Annotated in this window: 23 protein-coding genes, 1 tRNA gene and 1 riboswitch; of the genes, 13 read left to right on the forward strand and 11 right to left on the reverse strand. The window is 61.7% G+C overall.

From position 1 onward, the window contains the following. The first annotated feature begins 27 nt into the window (after positions 1–27). The 3 genes from CO657_RS09375 to CO657_RS09385 all read left to right on the forward strand — a co-directional run bounded on the left by CO657_RS09375 (position 28) and on the right by CO657_RS09385 (position 1,864). Positions 28–522 carry a peptide deformylase gene (locus CO657_RS09375; protein ID WP_054183084.1) on the forward strand — a complete coding sequence of 165 codons (495 nt, stop codon included), beginning with the start codon at positions 28–30 and terminating at the stop codon, positions 520–522. A gap of 120 nt (positions 523–642) precedes the next feature. Then, a complete protein-coding gene (locus tag CO657_RS09380) occupies positions 643–1,173 on the forward strand; it encodes a BON domain-containing protein (protein WP_012557761.1) in 531 nt (176 codons plus the stop codon). Between the two features lie 325 nt (positions 1,174–1,498). Further along, complete coding sequence (locus CO657_RS09385) at positions 1,499–1,864, forward strand: hypothetical protein (RefSeq protein WP_054183083.1); 366 nt, start codon at positions 1,499–1,501, stop codon at positions 1,862–1,864. Between the two features lie 72 nt (positions 1,865–1,936). Here the strand turns inward: CO657_RS09385 and CO657_RS09390 are convergent, their stop codons facing one another. Both CO657_RS09390 and lipB read right to left on the reverse strand, forming a co-directional pair. Then, complete coding sequence (locus CO657_RS09390; RefSeq protein ID WP_012557763.1) at positions 1,937–2,581, reverse strand: methyltransferase family protein; 645 nt, start codon at positions 2,579–2,581, stop codon at positions 1,937–1,939. A 154-nt stretch (positions 2,582–2,735) separates the two neighbouring features. Beyond that, complete coding sequence (gene lipB, locus CO657_RS09395; RefSeq protein ID WP_054183082.1) at positions 2,736–3,455, reverse strand: lipoyl(octanoyl) transferase LipB; 720 nt, start codon at positions 3,453–3,455, stop codon at positions 2,736–2,738. A gap of 181 nt (positions 3,456–3,636) precedes the next feature. Here lipB and CO657_RS09400 point away from each other — a divergent pair. The 8 genes from CO657_RS09400 to sugE all read left to right on the forward strand — a co-directional run bounded on the left by CO657_RS09400 (position 3,637) and on the right by sugE (position 10,327). Continuing rightward, a tRNA-Leu gene (locus CO657_RS09400) sits at positions 3,637–3,721 on the forward strand. A gap of 128 nt (positions 3,722–3,849) precedes the next feature. Beyond that, positions 3,850–4,776 (forward strand): DMT family transporter, encoded by a 927-nt coding sequence (locus CO657_RS09405; protein ID WP_054183081.1) that lies wholly within the window; start codon positions 3,850–3,852, stop codon positions 4,774–4,776. A gap of 97 nt (positions 4,777–4,873) precedes the next feature. Continuing rightward, positions 4,874–5,578, forward strand: a complete 705-nt coding sequence (locus tag CO657_RS09410) for a hypothetical protein (protein ID WP_012557766.1) — start codon at positions 4,874–4,876, stop codon at positions 5,576–5,578. 95 nt (positions 5,579–5,673) lie between these two features. Then, complete coding sequence (locus CO657_RS09415) at positions 5,674–7,683, forward strand: acetyl-CoA carboxylase biotin carboxylase subunit (protein WP_054183080.1); 2,010 nt, start codon at positions 5,674–5,676, stop codon at positions 7,681–7,683. Between the two features lie 96 nt (positions 7,684–7,779). Continuing rightward, on the forward strand, positions 7,780–8,907 hold the full coding sequence (locus tag CO657_RS09420; RefSeq protein ID WP_012555864.1) for an S-(hydroxymethyl)glutathione dehydrogenase/class III alcohol dehydrogenase: 1,128 nt from the start codon (positions 7,780–7,782) through the stop codon (positions 8,905–8,907). Beyond that, positions 8,907–9,392, forward strand: a complete 486-nt coding sequence (locus CO657_RS09425; protein WP_054183079.1) for a GNAT family N-acetyltransferase — start codon at positions 8,907–8,909, stop codon at positions 9,390–9,392. Before CO657_RS09420 ends, CO657_RS09425 begins: the two co-directional genes overlap by 1 nt. Further along, complete coding sequence (locus CO657_RS09430) at positions 9,389–9,853, forward strand: YaiI/YqxD family protein (RefSeq protein ID WP_054183078.1); 465 nt, start codon at positions 9,389–9,391, stop codon at positions 9,851–9,853. The genes CO657_RS09425 and CO657_RS09430 overlap by 4 nt, the downstream gene beginning before the upstream one ends. Positions 9,854–10,012: 159 nt before the next feature. Continuing rightward, entirely contained in the window at positions 10,013–10,327 is a 315-nt protein-coding gene (gene sugE / locus CO657_RS09435; RefSeq protein ID WP_003586300.1) for a quaternary ammonium compound efflux SMR transporter SugE, read from the forward strand. A gap of 49 nt (positions 10,328–10,376) precedes the next feature. Here sugE and CO657_RS09440 read toward each other — a convergent pair whose 3' ends face one another. The 7 genes from CO657_RS09440 to crcB form a co-directional block, all read right to left on the reverse strand. Then, complete coding sequence (locus tag CO657_RS09440; protein WP_054183077.1) at positions 10,377–10,769, reverse strand: DoxX family protein; 393 nt, start codon at positions 10,767–10,769, stop codon at positions 10,377–10,379. A gap of 139 nt (positions 10,770–10,908) precedes the next feature. Further along, positions 10,909–12,441: an acyl-CoA carboxylase subunit beta gene (locus tag CO657_RS09445; protein ID WP_054183076.1), complete on the reverse strand. Its 1,533-nt coding sequence runs from the start codon at positions 12,439–12,441 to the stop codon at positions 10,909–10,911. A 125-nt stretch (positions 12,442–12,566) separates the two neighbouring features. Beyond that, on the reverse strand, positions 12,567–13,025 hold the full coding sequence (locus tag CO657_RS09450; RefSeq protein ID WP_054183075.1) for a calponin homology domain-containing protein: 459 nt from the start codon (positions 13,023–13,025) through the stop codon (positions 12,567–12,569). A gap of 66 nt (positions 13,026–13,091) precedes the next feature. Continuing rightward, positions 13,092–13,877, reverse strand: a complete 786-nt coding sequence (locus CO657_RS09455) for an ATP12 family chaperone protein (protein ID WP_054183074.1) — start codon at positions 13,875–13,877, stop codon at positions 13,092–13,094. 9 nt (positions 13,878–13,886) lie between these two features. Next, positions 13,887–14,540 (reverse strand): HAD-IA family hydrolase, encoded by a 654-nt coding sequence (locus CO657_RS09460; protein WP_054183073.1) that lies wholly within the window; start codon positions 14,538–14,540, stop codon positions 13,887–13,889. Then, a complete protein-coding gene (locus CO657_RS09465; protein ID WP_003586294.1) occupies positions 14,537–15,526 on the reverse strand; it encodes an RluA family pseudouridine synthase in 990 nt (329 codons plus the stop codon). Before CO657_RS09465 ends, CO657_RS09460 begins: the two co-directional genes overlap by 4 nt. 94 nt (positions 15,527–15,620) lie before the next feature. Next, a complete protein-coding gene (gene crcB, locus CO657_RS09470) occupies positions 15,621–15,998 on the reverse strand; it encodes a fluoride efflux transporter CrcB (RefSeq protein WP_003586293.1) in 378 nt (125 codons plus the stop codon). 121 nt (positions 15,999–16,119) lie between these two features. Between crcB and CO657_RS09475 the strand changes: the two genes are divergently transcribed. Continuing rightward, positions 16,120–16,386, forward strand: coding sequence for a hypothetical protein (locus CO657_RS09475; protein WP_003586292.1), 267 nt, complete (start codon positions 16,120–16,122; stop codon positions 16,384–16,386). A gap of 71 nt (positions 16,387–16,457) precedes the next feature. On the opposite strand, the gene CO657_RS09480 is transcribed toward CO657_RS09475, so the two are convergent. Together CO657_RS09480 and CO657_RS09485 are read right to left on the reverse strand one after the other, a co-directional pair. Further along, positions 16,458–17,522 carry a DUF1775 domain-containing protein gene (locus CO657_RS09480; RefSeq protein ID WP_054183072.1) on the reverse strand — a complete coding sequence of 355 codons (1,065 nt, stop codon included), beginning with the start codon at positions 17,520–17,522 and terminating at the stop codon, positions 16,458–16,460. A gap of 72 nt (positions 17,523–17,594) precedes the next feature. Beyond that, positions 17,595–17,975 (reverse strand): hypothetical protein, encoded by a 381-nt coding sequence (locus CO657_RS09485; RefSeq protein ID WP_054183071.1) that lies wholly within the window; start codon positions 17,973–17,975, stop codon positions 17,595–17,597. Positions 17,976–18,133: 158 nt separating this feature from the next. Then, positions 18,134–18,224, forward strand: a riboswitch (glycine riboswitch). Between the two features lie 156 nt (positions 18,225–18,380). Here CO657_RS09485 and gcvT point away from each other — a divergent pair. Then, on the forward strand, positions 18,381–19,517 hold the full coding sequence (gcvT, locus tag CO657_RS09490) for a glycine cleavage system aminomethyltransferase GcvT (protein ID WP_054183070.1): 1,137 nt from the start codon (positions 18,381–18,383) through the stop codon (positions 19,515–19,517). Positions 19,518–19,530 lie beyond the last annotated feature (13 nt).

Consider the following 19,530-nt stretch of genomic DNA (forward strand, 5'->3'; position numbering starts at 1 on the left):
CGCATCCGAGCCGAGGAATACCGCCCCATGCCCATTCGCCCGATCCTGCGTTACCCGCATCCTGGTCTGAAGACCGTCTGCGCGCCGGTGACCGTCTTCGATTCATCGCTTGCCGCACTTGCCGACGACCTGCTGGCGACGATGCGCGCCGCGCCCGGCGTCGGCATCACCGCCGCGCATATCGGCGTTTTCACCCGCCTGACGGTGCTGGAGCTCGACAAGACCGACGGCGTGCGCCTCTACGTCAACCCGGAAATCACCTGGTTCTCGAAGGAGACGATGAGCCATGCCGAAGGCAGCGTCTCGATGCCGGGAGCAACCGACGAGGTCACGCGCCCGCGGTCGATCCGCTTCCGCTATCAGGACGCCGAGGGCGGCATGCACGAGGACGTCGCCGACGATTTCCTCGCCATCTGCATCCAGCACGAAGTCGACCAGCTCAATGGCATTTTCTGGCTGCAGCGCCTCTCGCGGCTGAAGCGCGACCGCCTCATGAAGAAATGGGAGAAGGCGCCAAGTTGACAATCAAGCACTGACGATCACGCCTGACAAATCGGCTCCCGCGCCGAACCATTCGCCGCTGCCGGCGTTTCCAGCAGAGAAACCCAGCGTTTCCCCCCAAAGAAACTAGGAGCGACTGCAATGGCAAGGACAGGTGACAAGCCCCCCATTTCCCGCGAAGGTGCCAAGCTTTTTGACCAAAAGGCAGGGCTTTCCCGCGAGGAAGACTATCGCGACCTCGAGGAACACAATCTCGACGACGGTTGGCCCTATGCTGACGGTACCGGTGCCGATCCGGCCAACCGCCCCTATGGCGAGACGGCGGCAAATTTCGACAGCGATCCCAACAAAGGCTTCCGGATCGACGGCACGGATGCAGACGGCAACGAGAACCGTCTGAAGGATTCGCTGCGGGCCGATACCATCGACCGCGATGAAAGCGACGAACTCGAAGCGCGGGTGAACGACAATCTCGAAAACATTCCCGAGGTCGACATCAACAGCATCGAAGTTCATGCCGACGGGCACGTCGTCACGCTGGAAGGTTCGGTAGAGACGATCGGCATCGCCCGTAAGGTCGAACTCGGCGCGCTGTCGGTCGACGGCGTCCACCACGTCCGCAACAAATTGCAGCTGACCGGTGTCGACGCCCATATCCCGAATGAAGACTGATTCACGCGCAAGACATGGATAGTCGGCGGGGACGGCAAAGCCTCCCGCCGCCTCGGTGTGTCGCCTTCCAACATTACAAAAAGTTAACAATTCCAGATTGCATCGCAACATGATTTTTAAGAAGCCCTATCCTGTCATTTTGCTTAGGCGGCTTCCGTAACGCGAACGTCAATTTCAGTGACAACACTGTGATTTCATTTGGACAAAAGGTCGCGGCTGTGCCGCCGTCTTATCACAAAATTGCCTGAATTGGGGCGCGAACTCTGATGCGCCGAGGGTTGGTTTTATGTTGTGAAATTCAACAGTAGATTGAGGAGATAGACCCATGCGCATCAAATTTGCCCTTGCCGCGTCCGTGTTCGCCGTCAGCCTTGCAGGCGCCGCTTTCGCCCAGCCGAGCTATTCCGACGACTACACCAACGATAGCGACGGCTTCGCCCCGAGCCAGATGTCCAAGCCGGCCCCCGTTCACTACACCAACCGTAAGGCCCCGGCCTATTCCAGCGACTACACCAATGACCGCGACGGCTTTGCCCCGAGCGCCATGGCCGCCCCTGCCGTCGACAAGACCGCCACGGCGAGCATCAACGCCCTGCCCCCATGCCACAGCATGATTGGCCCGAAGGGCTCCCACACCAAGGGTGCCGACAGCGGCGCCTCCCGCACGGAAGCATGCCGCGCCACGCATTGAGCTAACAAAAGAACGGGCCGGAATCCAACCAGGAAACCGGCCCTTCTCTTTTCAAGCTGCTTCTACATCATCTTAGAACACGAATGGAACAAGCCGGTAGCGGGTCGTGGTCATGAAGGTCGCGTAAGCAGGATCCTCCTTGAGAAGACGCTCCTCTGCCAGGAGGCGCAGACATTGCGCGGCAAGAGCCGTCGCATAAATGGCGAAATTCAAGAGCGACGGATTGGCCAGGAAGAAACTGACATGCGTCATCAAATAGCCCGCATACATCGGGTGGCGGACAAACCTGTAGGGGCCGCCGATCTTGACGCCGCGATTGGCCGGCACCAGACCGAAGCTCCGCCGCAATACCAGCTTTGCCGATATTTGCAGGATGAAGCCGAGGCACATCACTATTCCACAGAGCCAGAGCGGCACAAGCGGCTCCGTCGTCGTTGGCGAGACGAGCAGCGGGAAGAGCGTGCCGATGGCGGTGACAGTCCAGTCATAGACCCGTAGCGACGCATTCCTCGTCGCTCGGCGGGTCAGGATCAGAAAGGCGGCTGCGCCTTCCGAAACAAGCAGCAGGCCATCGATGATCGCTCTGTTGTCCTGCATCTGCGGCACGATACGCATGACGATTGCAACGAATAAATAGCAGATCAGGACCTTTTCGACGATATCGAGAACGAAATAGATATCGAGGAATGACGAGCTTGCCGCTGCCAGTTTCTTCATAATTCGTAAGACTTCCACATCAAGAGATTGTGGTAACCTATATCTGCGCGATCGCTAATTATAGGTTAAGGCCTTCGCTCACATCTGAAGGAGCAGCGATTTTTGCTTTGCCGATCCTGACGGCAGAGTGCCGCAGCTTGAGGTCCGATCGCCGTCAGCTTTCGCTCATCGTTTCGCCAAAAACCGCCTCGAAGGCGGTGCGCAGCCGCATATCGACATCGGCCATCATCACCGGCAAGCCAAGATCGACCAGGCTGGTCACGCCATAGGCCGAGATTCCGCAGGGCACGATGCCGCCGAAATGATCGAGATCGGGATCGACGTTGAGTGACAGTCCGTGGAAGGTCACCCATTTCCGCAGCCTGATCCCGAGGGCGGCGATCTTGTCCTCGGCCATCGTTCCATCGGCAAGCAACGGCTTTTCCGGCCGCCGCACCCAGACGCCGACGCGATCCTCGCGCCGCTCGCCGCGCACATTCATCATATCAAGCGTGCGGATGACGACGTCCTCGAGGGCGGCGACGAAGGCGCGCACGTCCTGCCGCCTGCGCTTCAGGTCGAGCATCACATAGGCGACCCGCTGGCCGGGGCCGTGATAGGTATATTCACCGCCGCGCCCAGTCGCAAAGACCGGAAACCGGTCCGGCTGGACGAGATCCTCGGCATTGGCACTGGTGCCCGCGGTATAGAGCGGTGGATGCTCGACGAGCCAGACGAGTTCGTCGCCGCCCTCTGATATCACCGCCACTTCGCGCTCCATCGTCTCCACCGCCTCCTCATAGGCAACGAGGCCATCGGCGATGCGCCAGCGCACCGGGCGGTTACCGAGATTCGGGAGCATGGAGAATTCGAGATCGGTGCGAAGCATGGCCATTCCTTGCCGCTCTCCCCGAAATGCCTGAAAAAAGGGGCGGCAGGAAACCTATATGGACCCGTTTCGGGGCCAATTCAAATGCTGTGACCGGTTTTGAAAAAAACTGTCATATCGCCCTTGTGCACCCCAAATGCTTTTGCTACATGCTGCCCCGCCGACGCAAATCGGCACCTACCACGATGCGGTCGTGGCGGAATTGGTAGACGCGCAGCGTTGAGGTCGCTGTGGGGCAACCCGTGGAAGTTCGAGTCTTCTCGACCGCACCATCTCCCTTCAGGGAAACGCTTTCCAAGCGACGATTTCGATTTCACCTCGACGCTATTTGCGGTTGCTCGGCTTGATCGGCCGGCCTTCGCATGGTTGATGGCGTCATCCCCGTCATGAATCGGCCGCCATGTCAGAGCATCCAGCCCATCAAAACTCCCTGCAGGGCATGGCCATCATGTCCGGCGCCATGCTGATCCTGCCGACCATGGACGCCATCGCCAAATATATGGCGACCTTCGAGGCGATGTCGCCGGGCCAGGTGACTTTCTACCGATTCTTCTTCCAGGTCGCCTGCACGCTGCCGATTCTCGTCGCCGTTTTCGGGCTGAAGGCGCTTTCGGCCAAGCGGCCATGGATGAACCTGCTGCGCGGCGTGCTGCATGGCGCTGCGAGCCTGCTTTTCTTCGTCGCCGTCAAATATATGCCGCTTGCCGACGTCTTCGCCATCTATTTCGTCGAGCCGTTCATGCTGACGGCCATGTCGGCGCTGTTCCTCGGCGAGAAGGTCGGCTGGCGGCGCTGGATGGCGATCGTCGTCGGTTTCGGCGGCGCGATGATCGTCATTCAGCCGAGCTACGAAATATTCGGCCTGAAGGCGCTGCTGCCGGTCGCCTGCGCCTTTCTGTTCTCGCTCTATCTGTTCCTCAACCGCGCCATCGGCGAGGCCGATTCGCCGCTGACCATGCAGACGATGGCCGGCATCGGCGGAACGCTGTTCATGGCCGCCGCCCTTTTCGTCGGCAGCGGTTCCGGCAATGCCGATTTCGCCATCTCGCTGCCCTCCTCCGGTCTCGGTCTTGTCCTGCTTCTCGCCCTCGGTTCGATCTCCGGCTACGCGCATTTGCTGATCGTCCGGGCATTCCGGCTCGCGCCGCTGTCGCTGCTTGCGCCGTTCCAATATTTCGAGATCATCTCGGCGACCGTTCTCGGTTATGCGCTGTTCAACGATTTCCCGAATTTATCCAAATGGATCGGCATCTTCATCATCGTCGCATCCGGCCTCTTCATCATCTGGCGCGAGCGGCTGCAGGCGCGATCGCTAAAATCCTCCTGATCCCGGGAATACCGGATTAACTCCGCTTCTTGAGGGATCGTCAATTCGCAGACGGTAAAACAGTTTCCGGCTTCATGATGAAGCCTGGAGCTAAAACATGAGCGAATTTCGTCTCGCTTTCCCGGCCTGTGTGGTGGCCGGAAAGCATCGGCTGACGGCCGAAGATATAGTGCTGCTGCGCAAACATGCTTTTCCGGAAGGCATCCGAACATCCGACGATGTCGTGGCGATGTTGGCGCTCAACAATTCCTGCCCCGAGAAATGTGCCGCGTGGAACGCGTTCTTCGTCGAGCAGCTCGCCGGCTTCATCGTCCATTACACCTATCCGCAGGGCTCGCTTGATGAGATCAACGTCGCCTGGATCATGCGCATGTTCACGACCGATGGTGTCGTCAACTCGGCGCTGGAACTCGAGCTCATTCTCCATGTCATGGAGATTTCGGCCGATGTCCCCGGTGAATTGAGAGCGCTTGCGCTTGATCAGCTCCGCCTGGCGATCACCGACAATATCGGTGGCTACAAGCTGTCGCGCGCCGTCGACCGCCGGGGCATTACCCGCCAGGACGTCGATTTCACCATGCGCATTTTCAGAAGCGTCGCCGAAGGCGGCGTCATTCCCGTCTCGTCGGTCGAATACGGCGTGCTCCAGCAGATCGATCAGGCGACGCTGCCCGGCGCCAATCATCCGCACTGGGCCGGCATCATGGCCGCCGCCGAGCTGCGCGACTATGCCGAGCCGCGGCGCAGCCGCTGGCTGCGCATTGTCGACGAAGAACCGGTCTCGGAAGCGGCTGTCGCCTGAAGCTCTTCAAGCCTGCCTGATGCTCTTCAAGCCTGATTGTGCGTTCCGGTGTTTTGTGCGTAAAACTCCGGAACGCATTTCTGGGTGGAGTCTCGATGTTCAAGAAAATCCTGATCGCGAATCGCGGCGAAATCGCCTGCCGCGTGATCAAGACTGCGCGCCGCATGGGCATTTTGACGGTCGCGGTCTATTCGGACGCGGACCGGGATGCGCTGCATGTCGAGATGGCCGATGAGGCCGTGCATATCGGCCCGGCCGCGGCCTCCGAGAGTTACCTGGTTGCCGAAAAGATCATTGCCGCCTGCAAGGCGACCGGCGCCGAGGCGGTGCATCCGGGCTACGGCTTCCTCTCCGAGCGCGCCTCCTTCTGCGCGGAACTGGAAAAGCAGGGCATCGTCTTTATCGGCCCGAAGCCGAAGGCCATCATGGCGATGGGCGACAAGATCGAATCGAAGAAATTCGCCAATGCCGCCGGCGTATCCACCGTGCCCGGCCATCTCGGCGTCATCGAGGATGCCGCCCATGCGGAAGTGATCGCGGGCGGAATCGGTTATCCCGTCATGATCAAGGCATCGGCCGGCGGCGGCGGCAAGGGCATGCGCATCGCCTGGAATGAGGCCGAGGTGCGCGATGGCTTCGAGCGCGCCCGCTCGGAGGCGAAAAGCTCCTTCGGCGATGACCGCGTCTTCATCGAGAAGTTCATCGTCGAGCCGCGCCACATCGAGATTCAGGTGCTGGCCGATGCGCATGGCAACGTCGTCTATCTCGGCGAACGTGAATGCTCGATCCAGCGGCGGAACCAGAAGGTGGCGGAAGAGGCGCCCTCGCCCTTCCTCGACAAAAAAACCCGCGAGGCGATGGGCGAACAATCGGTGGCGCTGGCCAAAGCCGTCGATTACCAAAGCGCCGGCACGGTCGAATTCATCGTCGACCGCGACCGCAACTTCTATTTCCTAGAAATGAACACCCGCCTGCAGGTCGAACATCCCGTCACCGAGCTCGTCACCGGCATCGATCTCGTCGAGCAGATGATCAGGGTCGCCGCGGGCGAGCCGCTTGCCCTCGCTCAAGAGGAGATCAGGCTCGACGGCTGGGCGATCGAAAGCCGGCTCTATGCCGAAGATCCCTATCGCAACTTCCTGCCCTCGATCGGCCGCCTGACGCGTTATCGCCCCCCGGCCGAAGGCCGGACCGGCAATATCGTGGTCCGCAACGATACCGGCGTTTTCGAAGGCGCGGAGATCTCGATGTATTATGACCCGATGATCGCCAAGCTCTGCACCTGGGCGCCGACACGGCTGGAGGCGATCGAGGCCATGGGCCGGGCGCTCGACGGCTTCGTCGTCGACGGCATCGAGCACAATGTCCCGTTCCTGTCGGCGCTGATGAAACATCCGCGTTGGCGCGAGGGCCGGCTATCCACCGGCTTCATCGCCGAGGAATATCCCGATGGCTTCGCGCCGATGAAGCCGGACAGCACGGAAGAGGCCACGCTTGCCGCCATTGCGCTGTCCGCCTCGCTGATCGAAACGAACCGGCGCGAGCGTTTCGCCGATCGCCTGCGCGCCGCATCGGGCGCGCTGCGCGAGCACTGGGTGGTCAAAATAGGCGACAGCCATGTTGCTGTCAGATTGCTCGACGGCCTAGTCACCATCCCCTTCGATATGGAGATGGCGATAGCGGGCGAGAACAGCAGCGTTGTCACCGATTGGAGACCAGGCGATCCCGTCTGGAGCGGCACGGTCGGTGGGCGGAATATCACCGCGCAGATCCGCCCCGTCCTCAACGGGTTGCGCATCGACTGGCAGGGGCTTTCGGTAACGGCCAAGGTCTTGTCGCCGCGTCATGCCGAACTCGACAGATTGATGCCGGTGAAGCTGCCGCCCGATACCTCAAAGCTGCTGCTCTGCCCGATGCCCGGCCTCGTCGTTTCCATCGCGGTCGCCGAGGGCCAGGAGGTCAAGGCGGGGGAAACGCTTGCGATCGTCGAGGCGATGAAGATGGAAAACGTGCTGCGCGCCGACCGCGACCTCGTCGTCTCGAAGATCAATGCCGCGGCCGGCGAAAGCCTGGCCGTCGATGCCGTGATCATGGAATTCGCCTGAACCAAAAGCGGCGCCGGCCAGCTGTTTTCTCTTGAGCCGGCCTTCCCGGCCATGCCAAGGTCTGCGTCAAATAAAGCTAAAAGGGAGATTGGGAAGATGGACGTTCGCGCCGCCGTAGCCGTTCAGGCCGGAAAACCGCTCGAAGTGATGACCGTGCAGCTGGAAGGCCCGCGGGCCGGCGAAGTGCTGGTCGAGGTCAAGGCGACGGGCATCTGCCACACCGACGACTTCACGCTGTCGGGCGCCGATCCGGAAGGTCTGTTTCCGGCGATCCTCGGCCATGAGGGTGCGGGCATCGTCGTCGATGTCGGTCCGGGCGTCACCTCGGTGAAGAAGGGCGATCATGTGATTCCGCTTTATACGCCCGAATGCCGCGAATGTTATTCCTGCCTTTCCCGCAAGACCAATCTCTGCACCGCGATCCGCTCGACCCAGGGCCAGGGTGTGATGCCGGATGGCACCTCGCGCTTTTCGATCGGCAAGGACAAGATCCATCATTACATGGGCTGCTCGACCTTCGCCAATTTCACCGTGCTGCCGGAGATCGCCCTTGCCAAGGTCAATCCCGACGCGCCCTTCGACAAGATCTGCTACATCGGCTGCGGGGTGACCACCGGCATCGGCGCGGTGATCAACACCGCCAAGGTCGAGATCGGTTCGACGGCGATCGTCTTCGGTCTCGGCGGCATCGGCCTCAACGTGCTGCAGGGCCTCAGGCTTGCCGGCGCCGACATGATCATCGGCGTCGACATCAACAATGACCGCAAGGCCTGGGGCGAGAAGTTCGGCATGACGCATTTCGTCAATCCGAAGGAGGTCGGTGACGACATCGTGCCTCATCTCGTCAACATGACGAAGCGCAATGGCGACCTGATCGGCGGCGCCGACTATACCTTCGACTGCACCGGCAACACCAAGGTGATGCGCCAGGCGCTTGAGGCTTCCCACCGCGGCTGGGGCAAGTCGATCATCATCGGCGTTGCCGGCGCCGGCCAGGAGATTTCCACCCGTCCGTTCCAGCTGGTCACCGGCCGCAACTGGATGGGCACCGCCTTCGGCGGCGCGCGTGGGCGTACCGACGTGCCGAAGATCGTCGACTGGTATATGCAGGGCAAGATCCAGATCGACCCGATGATCACCCACACCATGCCACTCCAAGACATCAACAAGGGCTTCGACATGATGCACAAGGGCGAAAGCATCCGCGGCGTGGTGGTCTATTGATGCCTTCCAAGACCTACACGGCCGACCTCAATAGCGTCGATGAGCTCCTCGCACGGGAGCTCTACGACCTCTTGAAAATGCGCGTCGATGTTTTCGTCGTCGAGCAGAATTGTGCCTATCCGGAACTCGACGGCAAGGATATCGATGCTCTGCATCTACGGCTGCTGGAGAGCGGCAAACTCCTGGCTTCGGCGCGGATCCTGAAACCGCACGCGCCGCATGATCCGTCGAAGATCGGCCGCGTCGTCGTCTCACCCGCCCATCGCGGCAAACGCTTGGGCGATGCATTGATGAGCGAAGCGATCTCCGCTTGCGAACGGCTTTATCCGGCAAACCCCATCGCCTTGTCGGCGCAGGCGCATTTGCGCCGCTTTTATGAGGCCTTCGGTTTCAGCGTGGCGTCCGAGGAATATCTGGAAGACGGCATTCCCCATATCGACATGGTCCGCCAGCTGGCCATCCGGACGGCAGGGATACCGTCATGATCTATGTCGATGCCGATGCCTGCCCGGTGAAGCCGGAAATTCTGAAGGTCGCCGAACGCCTCGGCCTCGAAGTCACCTTCGTCGCCAATTCGGGCCTGCGCCCTTCCCGCGATCCGATGATCCACAATGTCATCGTCTCCAACGCCTTCGATGCTGCCGACAACTGGATTGCCGAGCGCGCCGGCGCAGGCGACGTCGTCGTCACCGCCGACGTGCCGCTCGCCGTGCGCTGTGTCGCCACCGGCGCCTTCGTCAGCGGCCCCACGGGCCGCGTATTCGACGAAACCAATATCGGCATGGCGAGCGCCATGCGCGATCTCGGCGCGCATTTGCGCGAAACCGGCGAGAGTAAGGGTTACAACGCCGCCTTCAGTCCGAAAGACCGCTCGCGCTTCCTCGAGACCTTCGACCGTCTCTGCCGCCGCGCCAAAAGCCTTTCCGCGGACTCAGGTGGGGCGTAATCCCGCCCAGGCAAGAAACGGGTGGCATGGCAGCCATGTCGATTCCTACCTTGAAGTCGGCCGTCTCCTCACGCATATAGACGTCATCGCAGACGACTGCGGCATCTTACCGATGCAACCGTCGCGGGGACGGCCTCGCTCTTGAACAAGGAGAGTCGTATGGCCTGGTTTCTGCTTTTTCTCGCCGGTCTTTTCGAATGTGGCTGGGCGATCGGCCTTAAATACACCGATGGTTTCACGCGGCCGCTGCCGACCGCGTTGACTGTCATATCCATGGTGGTCAGCGTCGTCCTGCTCGGCCTGGCGGTGAAGCACCTGCCGATCGGCACCGCCTATGCGGTGTGGACCGGTATCGGCACAGTCGGCACCGTGCTCCTCGGCATCTGGCTGCTTGGCGATCAGGCAAGTGTCTCCCGCCTTGCCTGCATCATGCTGATCGTCGGCGGCATCGCCGGCCTCAAACTCACGGCCTGACGAAGAAAATGCTGCGGGGCATCGCAAATGCCCCGCAGTCTGTGTCGGCTCAGACTGCCTTGCGGTTATCGACGGAAAATGCGCCGGGACCGGAGAAGAACAGGTAGAGGAAGACGAAGCAGAACAGGATCGCGGCGTCGCCCTGGTTGACGGCCGGGAAGAAGCTGTTCGGGGCATGCGCCATGAAATAGGCGACTGCCATTTCGCCGGCGAGCAGGAAGGCGACGGGGCGCGTCAGCAGGCCGATGAGAATGAGGATACCGCCGACAAGCTCAAGAAGAGCCGCGAACAGCATCAGCGGCGGCAGCGAGCCGGACATCTGCGAAGCCGGGAAGCCGAAAAGCTTCATCGTGCCGTGTTCGATGAACAGCAGCGCGGTGATGATTCTGAGAGCGGCCAGCCCATAGGGGCGATAGGCGGAAAGACGCTCGAAAGTTGACATAAAACCTCTCCATTTAAAACAATGCAGCCGAGCGTTAGCCCGTCGCCGACGGGGATTGAACACACGGATCGCTGACGGCCGTTCACTTTTTCGACAGCAGGCAAACACCTGAGCCGGCAGCTTTATTCATTTTCGGATGTCACAGCGGAATGTTGTCGTGCTTCTTCCAGGGATTGGCGAGGTCCTTGTTGCGCAGCATCTTCAGCCCGCGCGCCAGCCGCCGGCGGGTCGAATGCGGCATGATCACCTCATCGACATAACCGCGCTCGGCGGCGACAAAGGGCGAGAGGAAGCGGTCCTCGTACATTTTCGTATGTGCGGCGATCTTCTCGGGATCGGCGATATCCTTGCGGAAGATGATCTCGACTGCGCCCTTGGCGCCCATCACGGCGATCTGCGCCGTCGGCCAGGCATAGTTGAGATCACCGCGCAGATGCTTCGACGCCATCACGTCATAGGCGCCGCCGAAGGCCTTGCGGGTGATGACGGTGAGCTTCGGCACCGTCGCTTCGGCATAGGCAAAAAGCAGCTTGGCGCCATGCTTGATGAGACCGCCATATTCCTGCGCCGTGCCCGGCAGGAAGCCCGGCACGTCGACGAAGGTGACGATCGGAATGTTGAAGCAGTCGCAGAAGCGCACGAAGCGCGCCGCCTTGCGCGAGGCGTCGCTGTCCAGCACGCCGGCCAGTACCATCGGCTGGTTGGCGACGAAGCCGACGGTGGAGCCTTCGACACGTCCGAAGCCGCAGACGATATTGCCGGCAAAGCTCGCCTGGATCTCGAAGAAATCCCCCTCGTCCGCCACCTTCCGGATCAGTTCCTTGATATCGTAAGGCTTGTTGGCGCTGGCCGGCACCAGCGTATCGAGCGACATGTCGACCTCTGTCACCGACTGGTAACATTCGATCTCGGGCAGCGGCGCGGTATTCGACAGCGGCAGGAAATCGATCAGCCGGCGCACCTGCAGCAGCGTTTCCACATCATTCTCATAGGCGCCATCAGCAATCGAAGAGCGCGTCGTATGGACCACGGCGCCGCCGAGTTCTTCCGCCGTCACCGTCTCGTTGGTAACGGTTTTCACCACATCCGGCCCGGTCACGAACATGTACGACGTATCGCGCACCATGAAGATGAAATCGGTCATCGCAGGCGAATAGACGTCGCCGCCGGCGCAGGGACCCATGATCACCGAGATCTGCGGGATGACGCCGGAGGCGAGCACATTGCGCTGGAACACTTCGGCATAACCGCCAAGCGCCGCCACGCCTTCCTGGATGCGGGCGCCGCCTGCATCGTAGATGCCGACGATCGGCGCGCGGTTCTTCAGCGCCATGTCCTGCACCTTCATGATCTTCTCGGCATGCGCTTCCGAAAGCGAGCCGCCGAAGACGGTGAAATCCTTGGCGAAGACGAACACGGTGCGGCCGTTGACCGTGCCCCAGCCGGTAACGACGCCGTCGCCGGCAACCCGGCTCTTGTCCATGCCGAAATCGGTGGAGCGGTGTTCGACGAACATGTCAAACTCCTCGAAGGAGCCTTCGTCGAGGAAGAGATCGATGCGCTCGCGCGCTGTCAGCTTGCCGCGTTTGTGCTGGGCGTCGATGCGCGCCTTGCCGCCGCCGAGGCGGGCGACGCCGCGGCGCCGTTCCAGTTCTTCGAGAATTTCCTTCATGCGATCTCCCTCGCCGCTTGTGCTGAAGCGCGTCGCGATCTTTCAGACTCGCTCCCGGCGCTTCAGGTCTTTATTTTCTCGCATGCCGTTGCCGCAAAACCGCTGCACAATTTTGGCGACATGCTTTAGTGGCTTCGCCCGCTGAGTGAGAAAACCGAGCGTATCCTTGCCGCGACGTCCTCGGCCAGGATTTCGTCGGCAAGCTTGGGATCGGCGGCGATGCTGGTGACATCGAAGGCGCTGACGGCGATCACCGAGCCGTCCTCGACGGAGGCAGCGTCGATGCTGACCTTGGCGATGTTGCGGTCCTTCTGGAAGCCGAGGCCCTTCTCGACGGAGACGACGCGGATTGTCAGCACCACCCGCGGCAGCACGGTATCGCGTACCGTGGCGTTGATGGCGGCATTGACACGGTCGTTGATGCCGGAAAGCAGATCGGCCGGCATGTTCGGGCCGGAGAGGACGACGGCGCTGCGAACATCATAGACCGGCGCCGCCGGCTTGGGGCCCGAGAGGCTGACGCAGGCCGTGAGCGCGACACAGACAAGTGCGGCCCGGCAAAAACATGACCTCAGCCAATTCATGACAAATCCTGCACCCCTCCGTTGGAGTCGCAGATTTCGTCATAATGCCTGGGAAGGCAATATGTTTCAGGCGCTTACGGCGAAAAAAACGTCCGTCGCCGCCTTGAACTCGGCAAAGCGCTTGGCGCGGCGCTCCTCGGCTTCCTCGTCGCTGCCCCAGTGCTCGATCGTCCAGTCCTCATCGAGATGGGCAAGCGACCAGGCCTCCTCCATCGTCAAGTGACCCTCGGCCAAGGCGAGCGCCAGGATCGCCGAACCGGTCAGCGTCGTGATTGTGTGGAGGGCTGCAAGCGCCATCGGATTGTCATATCTGGCGAGCGTGACGGCGAAGGCGGCCGTCGCCTCGCGCGGCTGCTCACGCGGCATCACCCCTTCGACAAGGATGAAGCGGGCGCCGAGATCGTTTGCCGCCCAGTCGACGACGGGATCCCAGCGCTCGGTCTGACGCTCGACCAGCAGTTCCGGTCCATCGGCGCGGTAGCAGATGAGGTCGCTCGAGGAAAAGCGCAGGATATCTTCAAAGATCGCCTGCCTGTTGGCGTCGACACCGTCGAGTGCGGTGTTGACAAGCCGCGTCACCGGCATCGTCACGGGATCGATCTCTTCACCCTGCGCCTGCCATTCGGCGGCGACAAGACGCGCCAGCGCCTCTGTGGGAACCGCGAGCACCTGGCGCGCCGGCGTGCGCACCATCTTGCCGTCAAGCGTGATGGCAAAACTACCCTCATGCTCGGCAACGGCGACCTCCGCGTAGAAACGCTTCGGCAGCGGCTTCTTCATCTGGATCTGCGCCCGGCGGATCGGGTCGGGATGGCTCAGACCTTCGGAAAGGTCGTTCAGCAGGTCGCGCATGGGCTCACCTCAGGAAAAATGGCGCAATATCTCGTTCGGATGATAGGCGATCGCATCGGCGCCGTTGGCGATCAGCTCATCCACGCTGGCATAACCCCAGGCAACGCCGATCGCCTTGGCGCCGGCGGCCTTTGCCATCTGCATATCGTAAATCGCATCGCCGATGACAATGGCATCGCGCGCATTCATGCCGGTTTCGTCGCAGCATTCCGTCACCATGGCCGGATGCGGCTTGGAAGGGCAGTCGTCGGCGGTGCGCGCAACGGTGAAATGTCGGTCGAAGCCGTGCGTCTCCATCACGAGATCAAGCCCGCGCCTGGATTTGCCGGTCACCGCGCCGATCAGCAGATCCTCGCGCCCGCATATCGCGTCGATCATCTCGCGAATGCCGGGAAACAGCGGCTCCCTGTAGTCGAGATCCTGGCGCACCACCGAGAACAGCGATTTGTAATGCGCCGTCATCTCGATATCCTGCTGCTCGACATGCGGCCTGCCCTGCATGCGGGCGATGGCGATATCGAGCGACAGGCCGATGATTGCCTTGGTATCTTCAAATCGCGGTTCCGGCTTGCCGAACTTTTCGAAGGTGCGGCGCATGGTTTCGTGGATCAGGCCGGCGCTGTCGACCAGCGTGCCGTCGCAATCGAAAAGCGCGAGTTTCATTCGCTGTCCCTTTCGGCGCCGGCAAGGTCGAGACCGAGAAGGTTCCAGGTCTGCACCATATGCGGCGGCAGCGGTGCGCTGACGCGCAGACGGCCGCCGGATGGGTGGGGGATGTCGATATGGCGCGCGTGCAGATGCAGCTTCTTCTGGACGCCGCCCGGAAAATCCCAGTTCGGATCGTCGTCGAAATATTTCGGATCGCCGATGATCGGATGGCCGATATGCAGGGCATGGACGCGCAGCTGGTGGGTACGGCCGGTATAAGGCTCCATTTCCAGCCATGCGAGGTTCTGGGCGGCCGTTTCGATGACGCGGTAGAAGGAAATCGCATGATCGGCGCCGTCCTCGCCGTGTTTGGCGATGCGCATGCGATCGCCATCGGCTGTCGGTTCCTTGACGAGCCAGGTCGAGATCTTGTCCTCGTGCTTGCGCGGCACGCCCTTGACCAGCGCCCAATAGGTCTTCTTGGTGTCGCGCTCGCGGAAGGCGGCGGTGAGCTTCTGTGCGGCGCCGCGGGTGCGGGCGATCACGAGAACCCCTGACGTATCGCGGTCAAGGCGGTGAACGAGCCGCGGCTTTTCGCCCTTCGGGCTGGTCCAGGCTTCGAGCATCTGGTCGATATGCCGGGCCACGCCGGAGCCGCCCTGCACGGCAATGCCGGGCGGTTTGTTGAGCACGATCACCTTATCGTCCTCATGCAGCACCATGCGCGACAGGAGTTCGAAATCGGACGAATGCTTGAGATCCTTGCCGGCGATCGGCCCGGACTTCTTCGCATCGACATCGAGCGGCGGCACCCGCACCGTCTGGCCGGGCTGTACGCGCGCATCCGATTTGACACGGCCGCCGTCGACGCGCACCTGGCCGGAGCGCAGAAGCTTCTGCAGCGGCCCGAAACCGAGTCCGGGAAAATGTACCTTGAACCAACGATCGAGCCGCATGCCCGCTTCGTCGGCTTCAACCTTGATATGTTCTATGCCAGCCATAAAAAATCTTTCGGAAATTGCCGCACGGGCCAAGCCGGCGTTCTTGCCGCAGCCTTTAGAGCATTTTCACGCAAAACGGAAACCGGAAAAGAAATCAGGCCAAAGCGCGCATGACGGCAAGGCCTGACATGACTGCTGCCATCGAAAGCCCGACGCTCGCAACGATATAGATACCGCCCGCCACCGCCTCACCGCGCTCGAACAGCGAGATCGCATCCAGCGAGAAGGCCGAGAAGGTGGTGAAGCCGCCGAGGAAGCCGGTGATCAGCAACAGGCGCAGCTCCACCGAGGCATTGAACCGGCGCGCGATCAGCTCGGCGAAGACGCCGATGACGAAACAGCCGACGACATTGACGGCAAGCGTTCCCCAGGGAAAGGCCGGGCCCATGAGCCTCAGCGTCCACTGGCCGACATAATATCTGAGAAGGGAACCGATAGCGCCGCCGACGGCGACGAGAAGAGCCTGGATCATCAGCCGGATTTATCGCAACTGCGCAGGGATTCCAATCGGGAGGGAATGAATTCTTACCATCCGGTAAAATGCCAATGATTTTCTTATGATGGCGCCAAGATCATGCCGATACCGTAGCGGCATGACACAGCTTCTGTCCATATCGGCCAACACCGCTGCCGTTGCCTTCGAATCGCTGAGAATTCCCCAGCGTGTGGCGACGAGCACCGCGGCGCGCGACGCAAAGCGCCTTGCCGACCGGCAATTGAAGGCCGATAGCCCGGATCAGGCCGAGGAGCCCTCCAGCATCATCCAGTCGACCGAAGTGGCGCTCGACCTGATGGCCAAAGGCAACCGTCAGCCGCAGGCCGGCCTCAAGCAGGCCCTGCAATCCTACGAAGAGGTCTGAGGCAACCGCCTCCCTCATGAAAGCCCGCGATTGCGCACAGCCGCGGGCTTTATCGTTTGGATCGGTCGCGCTTATTTGCCCTGCGCCGACAGCACCTGCAGCACCAGCTCGACCTTGCCGGCCTTTTCGAAGGTCAGCGTCACCGGCACGGTATCGCCCTGCTTGAACGGCGTCTTCACCTTCTGGAACATCAGATGCAGGTTGCCGGGCTCGAGCTTGAGCGTCTGGCCGGCCGCAATGGCGATGCCGTCCTTCAGCTGGCGCATCCGCATGACGTTGTCTTTCGTCACCATCTCATGGAGCTGAACTTCGCCCGCTGCAGGCGAGGTCACCGACAGCAGCCGATCGTCCGTCTGGCCGTTATTCTTCACCGTGAAAAAGCCGCCGCCGACCGGCTGGCCGGGCAGCATCGCCTTGGCGAACCCGCCGGAGACTTCGAGATCGCCGGCCTTGACCGTTTCTCCGGCCGGCGCCGCAGCCCCCATACCGCTCGTATCCATGCCGGTTTTACCGGTCATATCCATGCCGGCTTTGCCGGTCATATCCATGCCAGTTTTACTGGTCATGTCCATGCCCGCCATGTCGTCATGATCGTGACCCTGGTCTTCGCCGGCAACGACCTTCAACAGCGGTGCCGGGCTTTTCATCCCATGCGCATCGCCGCCCTCCTTCGCCACCTGATCCCAGGCCTCGACCGTGTCGCCGCACATCTGCGTCACCGGAAAGGCGAGCGAGGTGCCGGCCTCGACGCCCGATACCTTCCCCTGGATGACGAAGGTGTCGTAGAAATCGTCGGAGAGATTGCCGTTCTTCCAGCGGATCTCGACCGCGCCTGACTTCACCTTATCGCCGTGATTGTCATAGCTCTTCTGGTAGTCGCCCTTGCTCACCTCGAGCTCCCAGCCGGCCTTCGGCTGTGGCTTGGCGAAGACGAAGCCTTCCGGCAGCTTGACCCGCACTTCCGTGGTCGCCTTGCCGTCGCAGCCATGCGGCAGCTGCAGCGTGGCGAGAATGGTGCTGTCCTGCGTCGCCTCCTTGTTGAGGAAGGTCACATGCGCCTCTGCGCCGGCGAATGCGGTCGCGGAAAGAAGGGCGGCGAGCGCGAATGTCTTGCCAAATGTCTTGCTGATCTTCATCGGATATCTCCTCGCCGGCCGCGAACTTCTCTCGGGCGGACCGGCATGCTGCATCATAGGTGCGAAGGCAGATCAGGCGAGGACGGGTGGCGCGCGGGAGTTCGGCCGGCTGACGGCCCTGGCGCCTGGAACAGCTGAGGTTTCGATCGGCGAATTGACGAACGAGGCGAGCTTGCGTTCGAGCCATGAGCCCGCATCGGGCGTCGGCAGAAGGACGGAGGCCGACAGCCGGCAGGCTTCGCAATTCGGCTTGAAGGCGACGGTTTTGCCGTCGGCGTCCTTCACCGTGACGCAGAGCGAAGCGACGGTACCGTCGGGCAGTACATAGGCGCTCGCATCGTAACTGTCGGAGGCGGCAGCCTGCGGCGCCTGATGCGCAAGGCCGAGCAAAACCAGGCTCAAGGCGCAAAGCATGCGCAGGAAGAGCGTCGTTTTCAATCCGGTCCGCCGCATAAGATCCCCTTCAACAGCAAGTCGCGATAGCCGGTTTCGCCCCCGAATGCAAAAGCAGATTTGCCGCAGTTTAAGGCCTGATTGGAATAAGACGACAAAAATTTGCCCGGTGACGACATTTGGCGCTTGCCAAGAGCCACAGCCGCCGGATAATTGCGCCAACCTTGTTGGGAGAATCCGGTGCTTGTCACCGGTGCCGAAGGAGCAACCGCCCCGGAAACTCTCAGGCCAAAGGACCAGCAAGGGGCAGACGGAACTCTGGAGAGAAGCGTTCTCGAAACGCTCGCCGAAGGGATAACAATCTCAGGCAAAGGGACAGAGGGGGCTCAGGAGAGAAGTGCGCAGCCGCGCCTTCAGATTTGAGCCCGCGCCTTCCTGTGAAGGCGCAAACCCCGGAGGCGTCTTTTGGACGATACTGCTGCCCTGAAGAAAACCCCGCTGCATGCCCTGCATCTCCAACTCGGCGCCCGCATGGTGCCGTTCGCGGGTTACGATATGCCGGTGCAATATCCGGCAGGCGTGATGAAGGAACACATTCATACCCGCACCGAGGCCGGCCTCTTCGATGTCTCCCATATGGGCCAAGTCATCGTGAAGGCGAAGTCGGGCAGCTACGAGGATGCGGCGCTGGCGCTCGAAAGCCTCGTGCCGGTCGATATCCTGGGCCTCGCCGAAGGCCGTCAGCGCTATGGCTTCTTCACTGACGACAGCGGCTGCATCCTCGACGATCTGATGATCAGCCATCTCGACGATCACCTTTTCGTCGTCGTCAACGCTTCCTGCAAGGAGGCCGATCTCGCCCATCTGCAGACCCATATCGGCGACCGGTGCGACATCACGCTGCTGAACCGCGCCCTGATCGCGCTGCAGGGACCGCGCGCGGTCGAGGTTCTGGCCGAACTCTGGGCCGACGTGGCGGCCATGAAATTCATGGACGTGCGCCACTGCCGCCTGCACGATGTGTCCTGTCTGGTCTCGCGCTCCGGCTATAGCGGCGAGGACGGCTTCGAAATCTCGATCCCGGCTGATAAGGCCGAGGATGTCACCATGCGGCTGCTCGAACATCCCGACGTCCAAGCGATCGGCCTCGGCGCCCGCGACTCGCTGCGCCTCGAAGCCGGCCTCTGCCTCTACGGCAACGATATCGACACGACCACGTCGCCCGTCGAAGCGGCACTTGAATGGGCCATGCAGAAGGCGCGGCGCTCGGGTGGCGCCCGCGCCGGCGGTTTTCCGGGCTCCGGCCGTATTCTCTCCGAACTCGACAACGGCGCCGCCCGCCGCCGCGTCGGCCTGAAGCCCGAGGGCAAGGCGCCGGTGCGCGGCCATGCCAAGCTCTATGCCGATGCCGAGGGCAAGGCCGAAATCGGCGAAGTCACCTCAGGCGGCTTCGGCCCCAGCGTCGAAGGCCCCGTCGCCATGGGCTACGTGCCGGTCTCGCATGCTGCGGCCGGCACCCTCGTCTACGCCGAAGTGCGCGGCAAATATCTGCCGATCACCGTCAGCGCCCTGCCCTTCGTTACGCCGACCTACAAACGCTAAATCTTTTCCAGAG

The organism is Rhizobium acidisoli, from assembly GCF_002531755.2.
In the GTDB taxonomy this organism is placed as follows: Bacteria; Pseudomonadota; Alphaproteobacteria; order Rhizobiales; family Rhizobiaceae; genus Rhizobium; species Rhizobium acidisoli.

Coding starts and splice junctions, on each gene's coding strand:
- CO657_RS09460 (WP_054183073.1), bottom strand. CDS start 14,540: ATGAAACTCGCGCTTTTCGATTGCGACGGCACGCTGGTCGACAGCGCC.
- CO657_RS09485 (WP_054183071.1), bottom strand. CDS start 17,975: ATGCGGCGGACCGGATTGAAAACGACGCTCTTCCTGCGCATGCTTTGC.
- CO657_RS09420 (WP_012555864.1), top strand. CDS start 7,780: ATGGACGTTCGCGCCGCCGTAGCCGTTCAGGCCGGAAAACCGCTCGAA.
- CO657_RS09390 (WP_012557763.1), bottom strand. CDS start 2,581: ATGAAGAAACTGGCAGCGGCAAGCTCGTCATTCCTCGATATCTATTTC.
- CO657_RS09465 (WP_003586294.1), bottom strand. CDS start 15,526: ATGGCTGGCATAGAACATATCAAGGTTGAAGCCGACGAAGCGGGCATG.
- CO657_RS09410 (WP_012557766.1), top strand. CDS start 4,874: ATGAGCGAATTTCGTCTCGCTTTCCCGGCCTGTGTGGTGGCCGGAAAG.
- CO657_RS09440 (WP_054183077.1), bottom strand. CDS start 10,769: ATGTCAACTTTCGAGCGTCTTTCCGCCTATCGCCCCTATGGGCTGGCC.
- CO657_RS09475 (WP_003586292.1), top strand. CDS start 16,120: ATGACACAGCTTCTGTCCATATCGGCCAACACCGCTGCCGTTGCCTTC.
- CO657_RS09425 (WP_054183079.1), top strand. CDS start 8,907: ATGCCTTCCAAGACCTACACGGCCGACCTCAATAGCGTCGATGAGCTC.
- CO657_RS09405 (WP_054183081.1), top strand. CDS start 3,850: ATGTCAGAGCATCCAGCCCATCAAAACTCCCTGCAGGGCATGGCCATC.
- CO657_RS09480 (WP_054183072.1), bottom strand. CDS start 17,522: ATGAAGATCAGCAAGACATTTGGCAAGACATTCGCGCTCGCCGCCCTT.
- CO657_RS09415 (WP_054183080.1), top strand. CDS start 5,674: ATGTTCAAGAAAATCCTGATCGCGAATCGCGGCGAAATCGCCTGCCGC.
- CO657_RS09430 (WP_054183078.1), top strand. CDS start 9,389: ATGATCTATGTCGATGCCGATGCCTGCCCGGTGAAGCCGGAAATTCTG.
- CO657_RS09455 (WP_054183074.1), bottom strand. CDS start 13,877: ATGCGCGACCTGCTGAACGACCTTTCCGAAGGTCTGAGCCATCCCGAC.
- crcB (WP_003586293.1), bottom strand. CDS start 15,998: ATGATCCAGGCTCTTCTCGTCGCCGTCGGCGGCGCTATCGGTTCCCTT.
- CO657_RS09380 (WP_012557761.1), top strand. CDS start 643: ATGGCAAGGACAGGTGACAAGCCCCCCATTTCCCGCGAAGGTGCCAAG.
- CO657_RS09450 (WP_054183075.1), bottom strand. CDS start 13,025: ATGAATTGGCTGAGGTCATGTTTTTGCCGGGCCGCACTTGTCTGTGTC.
- lipB (WP_054183082.1), bottom strand. CDS start 3,455: ATGGCCATGCTTCGCACCGATCTCGAATTCTCCATGCTCCCGAATCTC.
- sugE (WP_003586300.1), top strand. CDS start 10,013: ATGGCCTGGTTTCTGCTTTTTCTCGCCGGTCTTTTCGAATGTGGCTGG.
- CO657_RS09385 (WP_054183083.1), top strand. CDS start 1,499: ATGCGCATCAAATTTGCCCTTGCCGCGTCCGTGTTCGCCGTCAGCCTT.
- CO657_RS09375 (WP_054183084.1), top strand. CDS start 28: ATGCCCATTCGCCCGATCCTGCGTTACCCGCATCCTGGTCTGAAGACC.
- CO657_RS09445 (WP_054183076.1), bottom strand. CDS start 12,441: ATGAAGGAAATTCTCGAAGAACTGGAACGGCGCCGCGGCGTCGCCCGC.